General features: G+C 34.1%; 16 protein-coding genes and 1 other annotated feature. Of the genes, 11 read left to right on the top strand and 5 right to left on the bottom strand.

The features are described from left to right. Window positions 1–147: 147 nt before the first annotated feature. The 4 genes from leuS to CN601_RS07200 form a co-directional block, all read right to left on the bottom strand. Window positions 148–2,565: a leucine--tRNA ligase gene (gene leuS / locus CN601_RS07215; protein ID WP_098119544.1), complete on the bottom strand. Its 2,418-nt coding sequence runs from the start codon at window positions 2,563–2,565 to the stop codon at window positions 148–150. A gap of 76 nt (window positions 2,566–2,641) precedes the next feature. Continuing rightward, window positions 2,642–2,858: a binding site (T-box leader), on the bottom strand. Between the two features lie 65 nt (window positions 2,859–2,923). Continuing rightward, a complete protein-coding gene (locus CN601_RS07210) occupies window positions 2,924–4,123 on the bottom strand; it encodes an MDR family MFS transporter (protein ID WP_098170627.1) in 1,200 nt (399 codons plus the stop codon). 240 nt (window positions 4,124–4,363) lie between these two features. Beyond that, window positions 4,364–4,561: a glycogen biosynthesis protein GlgD gene (locus tag CN601_RS07205; protein ID WP_098119546.1), complete on the bottom strand. Its 198-nt coding sequence runs from the start codon at window positions 4,559–4,561 to the stop codon at window positions 4,364–4,366. Window positions 4,562–4,575: 14 nt separating this feature from the next. Continuing rightward, window positions 4,576–4,845 (bottom strand): YtzC family protein, encoded by a 270-nt coding sequence (locus tag CN601_RS07200; RefSeq protein ID WP_257131640.1) that lies wholly within the window; start codon window positions 4,843–4,845, stop codon window positions 4,576–4,578. Between the two features lie 186 nt (window positions 4,846–5,031). Here CN601_RS07200 and mnmL point away from each other — a divergent pair, with 186 nt between their 5' ends. From mnmL to CN601_RS07175, 5 genes are all read left to right on the top strand, one after another. Next, the gene (gene mnmL, locus CN601_RS07195) at window positions 5,032–5,994 is read left to right on the top strand and encodes a tRNA modification radical SAM protein MnmL/YtqA (protein ID WP_098170626.1); all 963 of its coding nucleotides are present in this window, start codon (window positions 5,032–5,034) and stop codon (window positions 5,992–5,994) included. Beyond that, a complete protein-coding gene (gene mnmM, locus CN601_RS07190) occupies window positions 5,991–6,566 on the top strand; it encodes a tRNA 5-(aminomethyl)-2-thiouridylate-methyltransferase MnmM (RefSeq protein WP_098170625.1) in 576 nt (191 codons plus the stop codon). Before mnmL ends, mnmM begins: the two co-directional genes overlap by 4 nt. Before the next feature lie 183 nt (window positions 6,567–6,749). After that, the gene (locus CN601_RS07185) at window positions 6,750–7,229 is read left to right on the top strand and encodes a hypothetical protein (protein ID WP_098170624.1); all 480 of its coding nucleotides are present in this window, start codon (window positions 6,750–6,752) and stop codon (window positions 7,227–7,229) included. An 859-nt stretch (window positions 7,230–8,088) separates the two neighbouring features. Beyond that, window positions 8,089–9,234 carry a cation:proton antiporter gene (locus CN601_RS07180; RefSeq protein ID WP_098119550.1) on the top strand — a complete coding sequence of 382 codons (1,146 nt, stop codon included), beginning with the start codon at window positions 8,089–8,091 and terminating at the stop codon, window positions 9,232–9,234. 189 nt (window positions 9,235–9,423) lie between these two features. After that, on the top strand, window positions 9,424–10,989 hold the full coding sequence (locus CN601_RS07175) for an MFS transporter (RefSeq protein WP_098170623.1): 1,566 nt from the start codon (window positions 9,424–9,426) through the stop codon (window positions 10,987–10,989). 104 nt (window positions 10,990–11,093) lie between these two features. Here the strand turns inward: CN601_RS07175 and CN601_RS07170 are convergent, their stop codons facing one another. Continuing rightward, complete coding sequence (locus CN601_RS07170; protein ID WP_098119552.1) at window positions 11,094–12,188, bottom strand: tetraprenyl-beta-curcumene synthase family protein; 1,095 nt, start codon at window positions 12,186–12,188, stop codon at window positions 11,094–11,096. A gap of 144 nt (window positions 12,189–12,332) precedes the next feature. Between CN601_RS07170 and CN601_RS07165 the strand changes: the two genes are divergently transcribed. From CN601_RS07165 to CN601_RS26895, 6 genes are all read left to right on the top strand, one after another. Then, window positions 12,333–12,860 (top strand): gamma carbonic anhydrase, encoded by a 528-nt coding sequence (locus CN601_RS07165; protein ID WP_098170622.1) that lies wholly within the window; start codon window positions 12,333–12,335, stop codon window positions 12,858–12,860. Window positions 12,861–13,080: 220 nt separating this feature from the next. Next, entirely contained in the window at window positions 13,081–13,614 is a 534-nt protein-coding gene (locus CN601_RS07160) for a phosphatase PAP2 family protein (RefSeq protein ID WP_098119554.1), read from the top strand. An 11-nt stretch (window positions 13,615–13,625) separates the two neighbouring features. Then, window positions 13,626–14,777: a glycosyltransferase family 4 protein gene (locus tag CN601_RS07155; protein ID WP_098119555.1), complete on the top strand. Its 1,152-nt coding sequence runs from the start codon at window positions 13,626–13,628 to the stop codon at window positions 14,775–14,777. Window positions 14,778–14,989: 212 nt separating this feature from the next. Further along, window positions 14,990–15,826, top strand: a complete 837-nt coding sequence (gene speD, locus CN601_RS07150; protein WP_098119556.1) for an adenosylmethionine decarboxylase — start codon at window positions 14,990–14,992, stop codon at window positions 15,824–15,826. After that, window positions 15,823–18,153, top strand: coding sequence for a polyamine aminopropyltransferase (speE, locus tag CN601_RS27220; protein WP_218923234.1), 2,331 nt, complete (start codon window positions 15,823–15,825; stop codon window positions 18,151–18,153). Before speD ends, speE begins: the two co-directional genes overlap by 4 nt. A gap of 201 nt (window positions 18,154–18,354) precedes the next feature. Next, window positions 18,355–18,525, top strand: coding sequence for a hypothetical protein (locus CN601_RS26895; protein ID WP_179865475.1), 171 nt, complete (start codon window positions 18,355–18,357; stop codon window positions 18,523–18,525). Window positions 18,526–18,645 lie beyond the last annotated feature (120 nt).

The raw sequence follows: 18,645 nt of genomic DNA, 5'->3' as shown, positions 1-18,645 counted from the left end.
TTAATTGCGATTTCCTAATTTTATTTACGATTCTCCCCTTGATTTACGATGCTCTACATTTTAAAAGTAGCTTTTCAATTTTTATCTACAAAAATAGAGGGTCCCTATAGAAAGTTATACTTTCGGGACCCTCACATTTTGTTTTATTTAGTTAGCAACAATATTAACTAATTTACCTGGTACAGCAATAATTTTTCGAACAGTTTTTCCTTCAACTTGTTCCTTAACTGCATCGTCTGATAATGCAATTTGCTCCATTTGCTCACGAGAAGCATCTTTAGCAACAAGTAATTTTGCTTTTACTTTACCGTTAATTTGTACTACGATTTCAATTTCATCTTCTACAAGCTTAGCTTCATCGTATGCTGGCCATGTAGCATATGAAATTGAATCATTATGACCTAATTTACTCCAAAGTTCTTCACCAATATGCGGAGCTACTGGTGCTAATAGTTTAGCGAAACCTTCAACCATTTCTTTTGGTAATTGTTCCGCTTTATATGCTTCATTGATAAACACCATCATTTGAGAAATAGCAGTATTAAAGCGTAGGCCTTCAAAGTCCTCTGTTACTTTCTTCACTGTTTGGTGGTATGTTTTATCAAGACTGCTTGAAGTTACACCTTCAACGATTTTATCTGATAGCTCTTCGTTATCCGTGATAAATAAACGCCATACTCGGTCTAAGAAACGACGAGAACCATCTAATCCATTTTCTGACCAAGCGATTGATGCATCTAATGGGCCCATGAACATTTCGTATAAGCGTAAAGTATCGGCACCATGGCTCGCTACGATGTCATCAGGATTTACAACATTCCCTTTTGACTTAGACATTTTTTCATTATTTTCCCCTAAGATCATTCCTTGGTTGAAAAGTTTTTGGAATGGCTCTTTAGTAGGAACTACTCCTAAATCGTAAAGGAATTTATGCCAGAAACGAGCGTAAAGTAAGTGAAGAACTGCATGCTCTGCTCCACCAATATATACATCAACTGGTAGCCAATGCTTTAGTAATTCAGTATCTGCGATTGCTTCGTTATTAGTTGGATCAATATAACGTAAGTAATACCAGCAGCTTCCGCCCCATTGTGGCATTGTATTTGTTTCACGTCTTCCTTTTTTACCTGTTACTGGATCTACTACGTTAACCCAATCAGCAATATTTGCTAATGGTGACTCACCAGTACCACTTGGACGGATGTCTTCAGTTTGCGGAAGAATTAATGGTAGCTCCTCATCAGGAACAACTGTCATCGTACCATCTTCCCAGAAAATTACTGGAATTGGTTCTCCCCAATATCTTTGACGAGAGAATAACCAATCACGTAGACGATACGTAACTTTTTTCTCCCCTGCTTTTGAAGAATCTAACCATTCGATCACTTTTGTAAGTGCTTCTTCTTTATTTAATCCATTTAAGAAATCAGAGTTAACATGTTTACCATCGCCAGCGTAAGCTTCTTTTTGAACGTCTCCACCTTCAACAACTTCAACGATTGGTAATTCAAATTTAACTGCGAATTCGTGATCGCGCTCGTCATGTGCAGGTACTGCCATAACTGCACCAGTTCCATAGCTTGCAAGTACATAATCAGCAATCCAAATTGGAAGCTTTTCGTTATTTACAGGATTAACTGCATAAGCACCTGTGAATACACCTGATTTATCTTTCGCTAAATCAGTACGCTCTAAATCACTTTTCGATTTAACTGAATCGATATATGCTTCAACAGCTTCTTTTTGATCAGCTGTAGTAATTTTACTTACTAAATCATGTTCTGGAGCTAATACAACATAAGTTGCACCGAATAATGTATCAGGACGAGTTGTAAATACAGTTACTTTTTCATCGAATCCATCAATATTAAAGTAAACTTCAGCACCTTCAGAACGTCCAATCCAGTTACGTTGCATTTCTTTTAAGCTTTCAGGCCAATCTAATTCTTCTAGATCTTCTAATAAACGGTCAGCATATGCTGTGATTTTTAAGATCCATTGTTTCATTGGACGACGCTCAACCGGATGTCCCCCGCGCTCACTTCTTCCATTGATTACTTCTTCGTTCGCTAAAACTGTACCAAGTGCTGGACACCAGTTAACTGGAATTTCATCAACATAAGCTAATCCTTTTTCAACCATTCTTAGGAAAATCCATTGAGTCCATTTGTAATAGTTAGGATCAGTTGTATTAATTTCACGATCCCAATCATATGAGAATCCTAGTGCCTGAATTTGGTTACGGAACGTATTAATATTCTTTTCAGTAAACTCAGCTGGATCATTACCTGTATCTAAAGCGTATTGCTCTGCAGGTAGACCAAACGCATCCCAACCCATTGGATGAAGTACATTATAGCCTTGCATTCTTTTCATTCTTGAAAGAATATCAGTAGCAGTATAACCTTCAGGATGACCAACATGTAATCCCGCTCCAGATGGATAAGGGAACATATCAAGTGCATAAAATTTCGGCTTGCTTGTATCGTCAGTTGTTTTAAACGTTTTATTTTCTAACCAATACGATTGCCATTTTTGTTCAATAGAACGATGATTAAAACTCATATTATAGCCTCCTTATTTCATATAAATGGCTCGGCTGTGGCTCGCGCTTTAAAAAATAAAAAAATCCCCCCATCCCAAAAGGGACGAGAGGATTTCCCGCGGTACCACCCAAATTAATGTAAAAATACATTCACTTGTTTCCGTAACGTGGAACACGACATTTATTACTTGGTAATAACCGTTCACAAATGTGGCTTATGGGCGAGTTCATGAATAGAATGGATTGACTTTCACCAGCCGTCAACTCTCTAAACCTCTTCACATTCACTACTATTCCCAATCATTGCCGATCATTTAGATTTAATTTATACCATTTTATTATAACCAAAGAAAAAGGTCAATTATACATCGCCTATTTTTAAGAAGCAAAAGTTTGATTTTCAGCTTTTACTACCTTTTTTGCTAGTCTTTCATAAAGAACAGAGAAAATCATACTAATACCTAAAAAGACAACTAATACAATAAATAATACTCTCATATTAAATGTATCAACAACTGCTCCACCTATTACAGGTCCTAACATTCTCCCTACAGTTGCTGCGCTATTCACAATTCCTTGATACATTCCAACACGATCTTTTGGTGCAAGCATATTAGCGATCGTTGGAACCGCTGGCCAAACAAACATTTCCCCAATTGTTAAAATAATCATACCAGTCATAAACATTGAGAACTGATGAGCTGTACTCACAAAAATCGTTGATGCAATAAAGAATCCAATCCCAAATAGCATTTGCTTTCTCATACTTAACTTATATTTACGAATAGCACTTGAAATAATTGGTTGAGCTACAACAATAAGCGCGCCATTTATAGTCCATAACAGACTATATTTCTTTAATCCTATGTGTAGGTTTTGCATTTCAGAAGCAATAGTAGTTTGCCATTGAACATAAACTAACCAACATAATACGTACGCACAACAAACAATCATTAAAGCCTTCACTGAAGGAGTAAATGAAAATTTTTGTTTTTCGGACTGAGCAACTTGGATTTCATTTACGACTTTAGGAACTCCAATATCTCTAAATCCAAATAAAGCGACTAGAAAGAAAACAATATATAATAGCAAATTAGCGGAGAAAATATAATTAATATTAAAGTCTGCAACCATTCCACCTAAAGCCGTCCCAATCGCAACACCAAGATTTTGAGCTACATAGATTGCATTAAAAGCTTTACGACCACCTTCTGGCCATGCTGCTCCAACCATCGCGTACATTGAAGGAAATACAATTCCAACTCCAAACCCTAATACTACAAAGAAACAACTATAAAATGTCCAAGAATGATTAATAACCAAACCTAAGATCGACAAAAATGTAATACTAATACCAGTTAGGATTGACCTATATCCCCCAAATTTATCAAATAGCCAGCCACCGAGCATATTTCCAAATACACCAGCCAATGAATTAAACATTAAAATAAGCCCTGCAACAGACAAGGACTTTCCTAAATACGTATGGATATATACTGTATTGAATGGCCATAAAAAAGAATTACCTGTTACATTTAAAATCATACCGATTAACAAAAACCATAGTTTTTTTGGCATCCCATACTCCCCTCAAAGCTGTCCCTTTTTATCTATTTTTATCTCGTTAACTCATTAATTGTAGAGGAGAATCTACCTAGTTTCAAGAGGCATGCTTCAAGTGTAGAAATTGGTAAAAGAAAATGGCAAAGAAATTATAGAAAAAGTACTATAAAAAGCCTATTCAAAAAAGAAAGATGTGCCAATTTTGGCACACCCTCTTTTCTTACTCATCTTATTCCCTTTACCTTTAATACACGCTTAGCCCTGCTGGGATCTCTGTGGTTGACCTTTTTTAGCGTTGTTCATTTTTACTTGATCTACTGCTGAAAGTTCATTCGAGAATTCTGTATTTGTTTTGTTCTTTGTTGTTTGTTCAGGATTATTACTTTTTGATTTCTTCTTTACCACTTTTGGTTTCCTCCCAAGGATTGCATATTCTTGAACGTATTCTTGCATATTTTTGATCTCCTTTAGTGCGGAGTAATAATCATTTGATGTTGTAATTGTGTTAATTGTCTGCGTAAGCGATAGAACTCATCCTTATTTTCAGCATTTGCAAGATTTGCAACTTTTTCTAGTTCCATAAGTGCTTCTTCAATCCCAGCTTGTGCTTGTGAATATTCAATATCATTATAATGCTCTTGTCTCATACCAATTTCTAATTGTGCTACTGCGTAATCATACGCCTCTTTTGCTTTTTGTACTTGGTCTTGTCCGAATGCGCGATCTGTTATTCCCAAGAAAATACCTCCTTCAGACTTTAATGAAGTATCCGATATGTAGGCTACCTCAAGGATAGTATTTCCGAACCTTCACCTGAAAGTACTTTTATTTCTTTACAAATAAGAAAGGTTTTTCCATTTGGTTTTCTTTATATAGCATGATAAAATCGAGAATAGTGACTTAAATTAAGGGAGGGATGAGGAATGACGAAAAACAATCCTTTTCCATATACAATAGATCATAAAAGATATCATTCGTGGAATTACCACTTAAGACAAGAATTCGGCGGGAAGGTTTTTAAAGTTTCAATTGATGCTGGATTTGATTGTCCTAATCGAGATGGTACAGTTGCGTTTGGAGGATGTACTTTTTGTAGCGCTTCAGGTTCAGGTGATTTTGCTGGCGACCGTGCTGAGGATGTTGTAACTCAGTTTCACAAAATAAAAGACAAAATGCATGAAAAATGGCAAAACGGAAAGTACTTAGGTTATTTTCAAGCCTATACAAATACACATGCACCAGTAGAAGTATTAAAGCAAAAGTTCGAGCCTATTTTAGAACAAGAAGGTGTTGTTGGTTTATCAATTGCGACAAGACCAGATTGCTTACCGGATGATGTTGTAGAATATCTTGCGGATTTAAATAAACGAACTTACTTATGGGTTGAATTAGGATTACAGACTGTTCATGAGAAAACTGCAAATATTATTAATCGTGCACACGATTATAAAACATATGTAGAAGGCGTTGAAAAGCTAAGAAAGCACAATATTCGTATTTGTTCACATATAATTAACGGGTTACCTCTTGAAACACCGGAAATGATGATGGAAACTGCAATGGAAGTTGCTAAACTTGATATTCAAGGAATTAAAATCCATTTACTCCACCTTCTAAAAGGTACTGCAATGATGAAGCAGTATGAAAAAGGACTTGTTGAATTCATGGATTTTGATGCTTATATTAACTTAGTAGTTGATCAGCTTGAAATCATTCCAAGTGATGTAATTGTTCATCGTATAACAGGTGACGGTCCACCAGACTTACTAATTGGACCTATGTGGAGCCTAAAAAAATGGGAAGTATTGAATGCAATTGATCGAGAGTTCGAACGTAGAAATAGCTGGCAAGGTAAATTTGCAAAAAATCGAGTACAATTAACATGATTCTAGAGCGTATTTTACCTTATGCTAGAAAACTCCTACAGGCAGCTGTAAAAGAAGGCGATATTACCGTTGATGCTACAGTTGGTAATGGTCATGATACCGTTTTTTTAGCAAAAATAGTTGGCGAAAATGGACATGTATATGGATTCGATATTCAAGATGTAGCGATCCAAAAGACAACTGAAAAAATAGCCAATGAAAATGTAAGCAAACAAGTTACACTTGTACAAAGAAGTCACGCGGATATAAAAGATGTAATTCCAGTTTCATTACACGGCAGGTTAAAAGGTGCAATTTTTAATCTTGGCTACTTACCTGGCAGTGATAAACAAATCGTAACAGTACCCTCGTCAACAATTTCAGCAATTGAACAATTGATTGAAATAATGGCACCTGAGGGAATTGTTGTAGTTGTCATTTATCACGGTCATGAAGGTGGAGATATTGAAAAAGATGCATTGATGAACTTTGCTCAAAACATCCCACAAGACCTTGCACATGTATTAACTTATCGGTTTATAAACCAAGCAAATAATCCCCCCTTCATATTAGCAATCGAAAAAAGGGGTTAAAAAACTGTCTAACTTTGGACAGTTTTTTTTATTGCAAAATTACTAACCACAGAAAAAACAGTTCATACTCCATGCCACAAACATTAAAATTCGATTAAGATTTCAATAAATTTTCATTAATGGTAAATTTTTCTTGAATAATTGGTAACCATAAAAAAATCAAAAAGAAAAGGAGTTTTGAAAATGAAAAAAGCTATTTTTGCAGGTGCAGTAGTTAGTGTTTTCGCACTTAGTACACTTTCTGTAAATGCCCAAAAAATTGAAGCAGCAAATTATTATGTTCATCCACAACATGACCATGATGCTACAACAAATGATGGTGAACACCATAGACACCACCATCACCACGATAAAAAAGCAAATAAAATGTTAGAAAACCACAAAAAAGAGGTTGTTAAATATGTTTCTAACTATATAAAACAACCTGAAGCTAATATTAATAAAGCAGTTGAGCAACATAAACTAGAAATGAAAAAATTAATTTTTATAGCAGTTGTAGCAAAACTTTCAAATAAACCATTAGAAAATATCATCGCTCAAAAAGGTAAAACTAATTCGTTTAAGGATATATTAGATAATAATAATATTAAACGTGAGCAATTCTTTGAAGAAATGAAGAGAGTTCATCAAGATTTATTTTCTCAAATTAAACCAGCTAACTAATTAAAATTTATATCAGGGTGCCATTTAAGTCTATTTACTTATATGGGCACCCTTTTAACTGCTTTTTTATACTCTATTCCCTCCTTGAAACCTTCTCTTTACTAAAAGATTCAATATTTGTTTCATCAAGTTTTTTATTCTAAAACATAAAATTTATGACGAATCTAAGCTTTATTAACAAAAAATTATTAATAATTATCTATTTACGGCTTATTAAAGACAACAACTGAATATTATGTAAAGAAAAAATGTGTTAAGCCAGACCACAAAGTAGTTGAAAGATATCATCCAACTCAGGGGCGTGAGGAGTTGACTACAAATCTAAACAATTTAAATAAAATATTTCGGAATACATTTCAATTCATTGTTAGAAATTCGAATTGGGTATTATTATTAATAGGATTAATCGCTATAATCAATTACTGGTCAGTTTTTTATCTAATTTCATTATTTAGAGGATTTCATACGGAATCTTCACAAGTAAATCAGATGACACTGTGGGTAATTTATGGCTATTTTTACGGTTTCTTTGGGAGTATGATCTTAATTTTTCTACATAATTTCGTGATGAAATATATGTTATGCTTACGAAAAATTAAAAGCGCAATTTCATTTATACTCCTACACTTTACTTATTTTATCTCGCTTACTTTATTGATTCTATTAAACTAAGTTTCTACTTAAATTGTTACCATTTACTTACTTTAGCTTGTTTTCGTATTTAATTTCGGTTTATACTTATAGTAATTAAATGCATCGTTCGGAGGAGCCTGTCACTATAGGGATTAGTATGTACTTTATTTACATACCCTATTGTGGCAGGTTCTTTTTTTTATGCGATCAGATGGGAGATGGAAATATGCTTTATGTGCAACTGGCGATAATTTTGATTGCCTCTAAAATTTTTGGGGATTTAAGTACTAAACTTGGTCAACCTGCAGTACTAGGTAAGCTGTTAATAGGGATCATCCTTGGTCCAGCTGTTCTTGGTATTATTACAGAAACGGAAACATTGCATGAAATGAGTGAAATTGGCGTTATTCTACTCATGTTCATTGCTGGTTTAGAAACTGATATAAATGAATTTAAAAGAACTGGTAAAGCCTCTTCTTTAGTAGGATTTTTAGGCATAATTTTCCCGTTATTTTCAGGTTATCTTTATGGAATTGCTATTAATTTAAGCCAATTTGAAGCTATTTTTTTAGGTCTGATTCTTTCTGCAACAAGTGTAAGTATTTCAGTAGCTACACTAAAAGAAATAGGGAAACTAAAGACAAAAGAAGGAGCAACAATTTTAGGTGCCGCCGTAATCGACGATATAGTTGTCATTATTGCATTAGCGTTTGTCATGAGTTTCAGCGGGAGTGCAGTTAGCCTACCAATTCTTCTATTTAAAAAGTTTATATTTTTTACATTTGCCATCTTAATTGGTTGGAAGATTGTACCATGGTTCTTAAAAAAATTTATTAAACTAAATGTTTCAGAAACATTAATCTCTGCAGCTTTAATCATTTGTTTCCTATTCTCAGCCTTCGCAGACAAAACTGGTATTGCTGCAATAATTGGTGCTTATATCGCGGGCATTTCGATTTCCGTTACTAAGTTTAAGCAAGAAGTTTTTGAAAAGGTCGAAACAATTGCATACTCTATATTTGTACCTGTCTTTTTCACATTAATTGGTGTATCAGTTCAATTTACAGGATTAAGTCATTCAATTCCAACTATCATCATATTAAGTATGATTGCCCTTTTAACTAAACTAATTGGTGGAGCATTGGGCGCAAAACTTGCTGGATTTCCAACTAAAAATTCATTAGGAATCGGTTCAGCTATGGTATCGCGAGGGGAAGTCGCACTTATCATGGCATCAACAGGTTTAGCAAATAATCTGTTAACTAAAGAAATGTTTGCGATTCTTGTTATAGTTGTACTCATCACAACCATTGTAACCCCACCACTTATGAAGTTATTTTTTACAGAAAATAATAAAGTTTCAACGTCCTGAGCCACAAAATCGTAAAAAAAATAATAAAAAAATGAAAGCAGTTTGTATTTTTCCGATACAATTGCTTTATTTTTTTGGCGTGATTCATTAGAAAGATGACTTTTAAAAATTTCCATTTCAAAATTCATATTTTGTTCATAATCAGTTTATATAATTCGCTTATCAAATGTTGAAAGGATTTAGATAGAGATGGAAAGCATTTCAAAATATAATGAACCAGTTTTAGCTAATAAGAGCAGTAAAATACTGGTGATGATGGGTTTAATAATCGGACTGATTTTTTCCGAACTGGATGAAACAGTTGTTAATACAGCAATGCCGACAATTATCCGTGATCTAGGCGGAATAGCCATGTATGGTTGGGTCGGTGGTGTGTATATGTTAACCATGTCTGCATTCATGCCAATATTGGGGAAATTAGCAGATTTAATGGGGCGCAAAAAGATATATTTAATGAGTATGGCCTTTTTCATAGGTGGCTCAATTGTCTGTGGGTTTTCACATTCAATGACACTTCTCCTTATTGGACGCGGAATTCAAGGTTTAGGTGCGGGAGGCTTAATGCCGCTTGCTATGACCATTTCAAGTGATTTATTTCCAGTTGAGCAGCGTGCCAAAGTCCAAGGATTTATGGGACCAATCATGTTTATTCCTATGTTATTAGGACCATTAATGGGCGGATATTTCGTAGATCAAGTAAATTGGCATTGGATTTTCTTTGTTAATATCCCTGTTGGTATTATAGCTGCACTTCTTCTTGCAAGTGGATTACGTGAAACATCGACGAAGAAACATGTCGTTATTGATTGGGGCGGGGCATTTTTATTAGTTGCTACAATTGTCTCATTGTTAATCACACCAGTTCTTGTTGAAAATAATGGTTACACTTGGGGGTCCCCATTAATTGTTGGTCTTCTTTGTTTAGGAGCCGTTTTAATTGGCGTTTTTATTTGGGTCGAGTCGAAAGTAAAAGAACCAATTGTTCCACTGCATTTGTTTAAAAACCGTAACATACTTGTATTATCTTTAATTGTCTTTACAGTTGGAATCGGCTTAATGGGATCATTTTCTTCCTTCCCATATTTTGCACAAAACGTGCTAGGACTTACTCCAACACAGGCCGGCTACTTGACATTACCAATGATGGTAGGAGCAGTTGGGTCAGCTATGATCAGTGGATTTCTACTAACAAAAGTGCGCTACCGAGAACTATTTGGTATTGCATTTATTATGCCGATCATCGGATTCTACCTGTTTTCTCATATGAGTATTCATACAACTATTATTCAAATAATTATCTTCTTTTTCATAACAGGTCTTGGGTTAGGAGTATTATTTGGTGGAGATAACCTCATTGTTCAAGAGTCTGTTGAAAAAGAAAATAAAGGAATTGCTCTTTCGACTGTTCCATTATTCCAAACGATCGGTGCTACAGTCGGAGTAAGTCTCTTTGGTAATTTACTATCATCGACACTTATAACCAAATTACAAAGCTTAGGAGATAAACTTCCTGAAAGCATGGCTTCAAATATGAAAGGTTTAGCTGGTGCTGGTGTTCCTCACGGGTTACCAACTGAACTATTAACACAAATTAAAACATTATTCATTGAATCATTCCAGCATATTTACATGTTCTCATTTATCATCGCGATCATTGCCTTTGTCTTAACTTGGTTTTTGAAAAAAGAAGTTTTATCTACAAAATCAGATGAAGAAGAAATACTAGAAGAAAACATTGTTAAAGAACAGATATAAATAACAGGTAATAACATCAAAAAAAGCCTTGCTCTCGAAAATGAAGCTAAGGCTTTTTTTGTATATTTAGCATTACTTTTTATTAACTAATGAAACATTATCATTTAAACTGATGCCTTTACTCTTTTGCTACCCGCTTTTAATTCTTTTAATTTAAAATATAACTTAGCATTTCCGTAGAAAAAGAATGACGTTAAACCACCGTTCTTAACAATCCCTCGTCTAATCCTTTTCATTTCATCTGGTCCTGCCATTTTTTTATCAGCCAAGTAAATTCCGAGTAATCCTTGACAAATCATTCTATGAAAACGATAGTCTTTTAAATCCTTTAATGCTTGATTACTTTTAGTTGAAAAATACTCAATTCGCTTTAACATAACCTCTTTAGATGGATAATAACTGCAAAAATTTAAGTCTCCGCCTTCTTCGTCTTCCTTTTGATCAATTACATAATCTAGTAATATATGAAGGCCCTGAACATATGGAAAATAGCTCTTATAAACTTGTTCAAATAAATTCTTGGAGATTGGTTCATTAAACGAATAGGACACTAAACAAAAGATGCCTAAAGTTGAACCTGCACAAGCAGAGAATTCATACCATTCTAAATCAGAAAGCTCTGGCTGGTATTTTTCAAACCAATTCGTTAATCTAGGAACTCGCTCTTCTAGTTTGACGTGCTTATGTATTTGTAATTTACAATAGTAATCAGCAAGTTGAACTAAATAATCTTTAATTCCATCGTAATGCTTAGATTGCTTTAAACTACTATGACATTTTGCAACTAGTGCTTTAAGATAGCCACCATCATCTTGCTCTTCTCTATAGCGATAATATAATTGATCAGATTTTTGACATTTCACAGCATCAATCATCGACTCATGCAATGCTTCAAAATCAACTGGATCAAGTGAAGTACTACGGTCACATAGATTGTCTAAGTAATCACTAATTGTTTGGTACGCAACGATAAACTCAATGACTGGTTTTAGATTTTTTTCAGAAAGTAATGCTAAAATTGCACCACCTTCACAATGAAATGTTTTTGTATCGATACTCATTAACGCTTGTTTTCTAAGTTCGGGATCTGGGATATTCGTTGCAAAATCTCTCCAGTAGTCTAATTCTTGATGCACAAGAGGAAAGACTGATTTATAAACTTTTGGCATTAATTGAATCGGATTTTTAGGTAGTGACATTTTTTCACTCCTCCCTATTTTCTTTAATTACATATCGTTAAAATACGTTATACTCATATTGAAGTATATATTATGGAGGTGAACTTCGTTGCTGAGGAAGTTTTATATACAAAATGATTTTTATATGCTTGGCAACGGTATAGTATGATATTACCATACAAAGGGATTCAACCCAAAATCGAACCATCAGCTTTTATCGCTTCAACTGCAACTGTTACCGGTTCTGTCACAATTGGAGCAAATAGTAGTGTATTTTTTGGAGCAGTAATTCGTGGAGACGTAAATGATACAATTATCGGGAATGATGTAAACGTTCAAGACTTATCTGTTCTTCACCAAAGTCCAAAATGCCCTCTAATACTTGAAGATGGCGTAACTATTGGACATAGTGTTATATTACATAGCTGTACAGTTAAAAAAAATGCATTGATTGGTATGGGCTCAATTGTTTTAGACGGTGCTGAAATTGGCGAAGGCGCAATGATTGGTGCAGGTAGCTTAGTTCCAGGTGGAAAAGTAATACCTCCTAACACTTTAGCTTTTGGTAGACCTGCAAAAGTAGTTCGTGAATTAACAGAAGAAGACATTATCGATATGGATCGTATTCGCAGAGAATACATTGAAAAAGGTCAATACTATAAAAAAGTAGAAGAAGAAAATCTTTCAAAATAATCACGAAAAGGAGAAGAATCTTATTTCTTCTCTTTTTTCTATTTATTGGATATTTTCACCAATTCACCAGACTTAGGTCCATGCACGCCCCCCTCCCCTTACTCCAATCCATTTATTAAAAATTTACATATCTAAATTATTCATTTACAAAAGCTTCTAATTAAATCCATAAACACTTTTTATAATGAAGTTACAACAATCACTAAATGGAGGATGAAAAATGAACGCATTTCTTCAAATGATTCACACATATGAATGCCTTTTATTTTATCGCGTTAATTCATTGTTCCATAAGCGTTACTTGAACTTTTTCTTTAGTAATATTACACATCTAGGTGGAGCTATTTTTACAATCGCATCAGCATTTATTTTAATCCTTTATTCAAAAGGCGCATTACACGAAGCTGCCATTCTATGTTGTTGCACCCTTACTATTAGCCACATTCCTGTACATTTTCTTAAACGCTTTTACCCTCGTAAAAGACCATATTTAAAACTAGAAGGTACTTTTGTTCCAAAAAATCCTTTAAAGGATCATTCCTTTCCTTCTGGTCATACAACGGCAATCATTTCTATTGCGTTACCAATTATGATTTATTTACCGATTACAGCCATTATTTTAATCCCTTTAGTATTGTGTGTTGCTTTCTCTCGAATTTATCTTGGATTACATTATCCTTCAGATGTGTTTTTCGGTATATTACTCGGAACAATTACTACATTTATTACACAATTTTTTATCTATCATATATGAGGAGGAACATTATGAGAGTAGCTATATTTTCAGACACCTATATCCCTCAAGTTAATGGTGTTGCAAAAACCTTAAATCGTTTTACTAATTATTTAAAAGAAAATGGGCATTCTTACCATGTATTTTCCCCTCAAGTTTTCGATTTACCGTCTACTGAGGATGTGACAAGACTAAAATCAGTACCGCTTAAAATTTATCCTGAATGCAAGATTTCATTTCCTAATCTTTCTAAAATAAAAAAAACGCTTAAGGAATTTAAACCTGATATTATTCATATAGCTACACCATTTACAATAGGATTAAGTGGCCTATATATTGCAAAAAAAATGAAACTTCCTTTAGTTGCTTCATATCATACAAATTTTGATCATTATCTCCAATATTATAATTTAACGTTTTTAGAGAATATTCTATGGAAGTATTTAGATTGGTTTCATAAACCATCACAAAAAATATTTGTTCCTTCAAAAGATACTCTAACCCATCTAGTTACAAAAGGGTTTAATAATCTCTCACTTTGGACTCATGGTGTGGATTGTTCCATATTTCGCCCTAATACTAATCAGAATGAAATTAAACAAAAATATAATATTACTTCAAAATATACGATTTGTTTTGTTGGAAGAATTGCACCTGAAAAAGATTTAGAAACTTTATCTAAAATCATTAGTTATACGAAACAACGATTTGGACATAATTTAACATGGTTAATCGTAGGAGACGGCCCAAAAAAAGAAGAAATGATTAAAAAAACGGGTACCGAGCACATCATTTACACTGGCTATCTTCAAAAAAGTGAATTAGTTGAAATATACGGCATGTGTGATTTAATGGTCTTTCCATCTGATACAGAAACCTTTGGAAATGTAGTGCTCGAAGCAATGGCATGCGGTACCCCAGTAATTGGAGCTAATGCAGGTGGAGTAAAAAATATAATTCGAGATTATTCAACTGGTATTCTTTGTGAACCTCAAAATTTATCGTCTTTTTGCAATGCAATTGAGGGTTGCTTACAAGGCACTGAACTGTTAAAGCATATGTCAAAAAAGGCAAGGGATTATGCGCTAACACAAGACTGGAATAGTATTTTCAATAAATTAGTAATGGAGTTTGAAATGATTATTTCACCACAGCCCCCAATTCTATTATCAAAGAAAGCCTGATAAATTTTTAGGCTTTCTTTTTTCTGAATATTTAAAATTAAACGAAAAGTGGTTTAATCTTCAAGTATATCTTTAATCATCAACTTTGAGTGAATAATGAATAATTCAAAAACAAACAATACATATTGACTAGTTACAAAAGCGATTACCTGCAAGGTCGTTTTTACTTTTCGTACGTATATTTTTACTTTGTAAAACTAGGAGGAAAATAGATGAATATTTCATCGTCAAATAATTTTCAACTATACGGTTTTAATAACTTAACGAAATCATTAAGTTTTAATATGTATGATATTTGCTTTACAAAAACTAAAGAAGAACGAGAAGCATATATTCAGTATATCGATGATCAATATAACGCTGACCGTTTAACAAAAATACTAACTGAAGTTACGCATATTATTGGCGCGCACATCTTAAATATTGCAAAACAAGATTATGACCCTCAAGGCGCAAGTGTTACGATTCTTGTTTCAGAAGGTCCAGTTGATAACCCATCCTCTGAAACGTTTTCCGAATCACCTGGTCCATTACCAGAATTAGTAGTTGCCGCTTTAGATAAAAGTCATATTACCGTTCATACTTATCCTGAATATCATCCAGATGATGGAATTAGTACGTTTAGAGCTGATATCGATGTCTCTACTTGTGGAGAAATCTCTCCTTTAAAAGCTTTAAACTACTTAATCCACCAATTTGATGCTGATATTATGACAATTGATTATCGAGTTCGAGGCTTTACTCGCGATGTGAGCGGTTATAAATTATTTATTGATCATGATATTAACTCAATTCAAAACTACTTTCCTCAAAAAATTAAGGATATGTATCAAATGATCGATGTGAATGTGTTTCAAGAAAATATTTTTCATACGAAATGTAAGTTGAAACAATTTAATTTAGATAACTATCTTTTTGGCTACACAAAAGATAAATTAGACGAAAATGAGATTAAAGAAATTGAAGAAAAAGTGAAATATGAAATGGATGAGATTTTTTACGGAAAAAACCTTTGGAATGGTCCTGATGTGGAGGATATAGATGGATGATGGATCACAGTAAAACACCGCTTTTAACGGAATTAATCCGTTATGCAAAGGAGGATATTACAAGCTTCGATGTTCCCGGGCATAAAAGAGGAAATTCTCTGGAGGAATTAAGAGAACTTTGGAGTGAAATGGCTCTTAAAATGGATGTTAACTCTTCAAAGCGTGTTGATAACTTATCGCATCCAACAGGTGTAATTCAAGAAGCGGAAACTTTACTAGCAGATGCTTTTCATTCCGATCATGCTTATATGTTGGTAAATGGTTCGACTTCTGGTGTTCAATATATGATTATGAGTGCCCTTGAACATGGAGATAAAATTCTCTTACCGAGGAATGTACATAAATCTGCAATAAATGCTTTAATTTTGGCAGGAGCCAAACCAGTATTTATTGAGCCAGAAATTGATTATGAATATGGAATTGTAAATGGTGTTTCAGTAAAATCTGTTCTCCATGCTTTAGATTTAAATTCAGATGTTAAAGCCATCCTGATCATTAATCCAACTTATTTTGGAGCAACGTCGGATTTAAAACAAATTATCGACATAGGTCATTCTCGAGGGATACCTGTTTTAGTAGACCAAGCCCACGGTGCTCACTTTTCGTTTCACCCTGATTTACCAAGTAATGCTGCCCTACTTGGTGCTGACCTAGTTACTCTTAGTTTGCATAAGACTGGCGGTGCTTTAACACAAGCTTCAGTTTTATTACATAATGATGGGTTAATTACGAAAAATAGAGTTCGCTCTACAATTAATTTATTTCAAACAACATCTGCGTCATATCTACTCATGTGTTCAATTGATGTTGCAAGAAAGAAATTAGTTTTAGAAGGTCAGGAACGCTTTGAAAAATTACTGAATTTAACGAAGAAAGCTAAAGAAGAAATTAACACCATTAAGGGATTAAAATGTATAACTCGAGATTCATATCGGAATGGTGTTGGTGTTTTCGATTACGATGAGCTAAAGCTTGTTGTTAAAGTATCTGATCTTGGACTGTCTGGTTTTAAAGTATACGACATGCTTGCCGAAGAATATAAAATTCAAATCGAACTTGCAGAACCTAATGTCATCTTAGCAATTATTTCATTAGGTGATAATGAAGATACGATTCGGACATTAATTAATGCGTTAAGAGATATTAGTGACCGCCATTACGGAAAACTGCCAAAGCTTGAAACTGATATAAGTGTTGCACTAAAAAATCCTAAAATGGTTATGACACCAAGGGAAGCATACTATCATCCAAAGCGAATTATCTCAATTCACGATGCTAGCGGCTTAATTAGTGGTGAATCCATTATGATTTACCCTCCTGGTATCCCTCTTTGTATACCGGGCGAACTAATTTCAACCGAATTGATTCAGCATTATCTTTATTTAAAAGAAGAAGGAACAATCACAATTAATGATGATGATGATCCTTATGTAATCAAAGTCGTCGATCGAAGTTTGGAGGAAAATTTAATGGATTTATGGTACACAGAGAACCATCAAGAAGATACGAAATTCTCCATCAAAGTTCAGGAACATATCCATTCTGAAAAAAGTGAATTTCAACAAATCGATTTCTTTAGAAGTGAAACATTTGGAACATTCTTTACGCTTGATGGCTATATGATGGTTACTGAAAAAGATGAATTTATCTACCATGACATGATTACGCATGTATCAATGGCTGTTAACCCACAAATTAAAAAAGTATTAATTATCGGAGGCGGCGACGGCGGTACCGCTCGAGAAGTATTACGTTACAAAAATGTAGAAGTTGTAGATATGGTCGAAATTGATGAACGAGTTGTAAGACTGTGCCAACAATACCTACCCTTAACAGCTTCAAAATTAGATCAAGATGACCGCTTAACCTTATATTTCGAAGACGGCCTAAAATTCGTCCAAGAAGCTGAAGAAGGATATTACGATCTAATTTTAGTAGACTCAACTGATCCAATTGGGCCAGGAGAAGGACTATTTACAGTAGCCTTCTACAACAACTGCAAACGCGTATTAAGTGAAGAAGGCATCCTAATTAATCAACATGAAAGTCCATACTACGCTAGTTACGCGCACGAAATGAAACGAGCTCATTCAAAAATAAAGGAAACATTCCCTATTTCAAAAGTATACCAATTCCATATGCCAACCTACCCATCCGGACACTGGCTCTTCGGGTTTGCATCAAAAAAATACGACCCTATTAAAGACGTTAAAGCCGATGAATGGAATAAGCTAGGTCTCGAAACAAAGTATTATAATACTGACTTACATGTTGGATGCTTTATGCTCCCTACTTATGTAAAGAAACAGTTGGATCATGATGAGTAATTGAAGAAGACCAGCAAAGTTGTTTTTGCTGGTTTTTTTGTTTTTTAAGTCACCGTTCTCCCATAATTCCAATTTTATCAACATAGTCTGAAATAAAGATTAATTGTCCCAAATTTATAAAAAATGCTAAATTCCCCCAAATCACATCATGCGATTTTATAGATATAATTAATTTAATTATATGAGGGAAGGTGTATTATTTTGAAACTAAAGCAAGTAATATATGTGGCACTGTTATCGGGAATGGCGGTATTTTTAATCGCTCGTCTTATACCAGAATCAAATTTTAAAGAAATGATAATGCCGCTAGTTGCTGGACTATGTGTTTTGGTAATTGGTTTGATTTTTAATCGAAAGTACAACAAAAAATAACGAACGTGATGGTTAGGAAGTACTAATCCCCAGCAGTTCATATTTAACATGTTGCGTGCTAGTGATAATCCTGTCTGTTTAGGCAATAATTAAGCAATGCTTAAGTTAGTCTAAAAAGTG

This window comes from Bacillus sp. AFS017336, assembly GCF_002555445.1.
GTDB lineage: Bacteria > Bacillota > Bacilli > Bacillales > Bacillaceae_G > Gottfriedia.
The sequence above is the reverse complement of the archived record's forward strand: the minus strand, read 5'-3'. Positions and strand labels throughout refer to the sequence as shown.

Bases quoted from the DNA above. Each gene is read 5' to 3' on its own strand.
- speE (WP_218923234.1), top strand. From the start codon at position 15,823: ATGATGGATCACAGTAAAACACCGCTTTTAACGGAATTAATCCGTTAT.
- CN601_RS07205 (WP_098119546.1), bottom strand. From the start codon at position 4,561: ATGCAAGAATACGTTCAAGAATATGCAATCCTTGGGAGGAAACCAAAA.
- speD (WP_098119556.1), top strand. From the start codon at position 14,990: ATGAATATTTCATCGTCAAATAATTTTCAACTATACGGTTTTAATAAC.
- CN601_RS07165 (WP_098170622.1), top strand. From the start codon at position 12,333: ATGATATTACCATACAAAGGGATTCAACCCAAAATCGAACCATCAGCT.
- CN601_RS07180 (WP_098119550.1), top strand. From the start codon at position 8,089: ATGCTTTATGTGCAACTGGCGATAATTTTGATTGCCTCTAAAATTTTT.
- CN601_RS07185 (WP_098170624.1), top strand. From the start codon at position 6,750: ATGAAAAAAGCTATTTTTGCAGGTGCAGTAGTTAGTGTTTTCGCACTT.
- mnmM (WP_098170625.1), top strand. From the start codon at position 5,991: ATGATTCTAGAGCGTATTTTACCTTATGCTAGAAAACTCCTACAGGCA.
- CN601_RS07175 (WP_098170623.1), top strand. From the start codon at position 9,424: ATGGAAAGCATTTCAAAATATAATGAACCAGTTTTAGCTAATAAGAGC.
- mnmL (WP_098170626.1), top strand. From the start codon at position 5,032: ATGACGAAAAACAATCCTTTTCCATATACAATAGATCATAAAAGATAT.
- CN601_RS07155 (WP_098119555.1), top strand. From the start codon at position 13,626: ATGAGAGTAGCTATATTTTCAGACACCTATATCCCTCAAGTTAATGGT.
- leuS (WP_098119544.1), bottom strand. From the start codon at position 2,565: ATGAGTTTTAATCATCGTTCTATTGAACAAAAATGGCAATCGTATTGG.
- CN601_RS07160 (WP_098119554.1), top strand. From the start codon at position 13,081: ATGAACGCATTTCTTCAAATGATTCACACATATGAATGCCTTTTATTT.
- CN601_RS07170 (WP_098119552.1), bottom strand. From the start codon at position 12,188: ATGTCACTACCTAAAAATCCGATTCAATTAATGCCAAAAGTTTATAAA.
- CN601_RS07210 (WP_098170627.1), bottom strand. From the start codon at position 4,123: ATGCCAAAAAAACTATGGTTTTTGTTAATCGGTATGATTTTAAATGTA.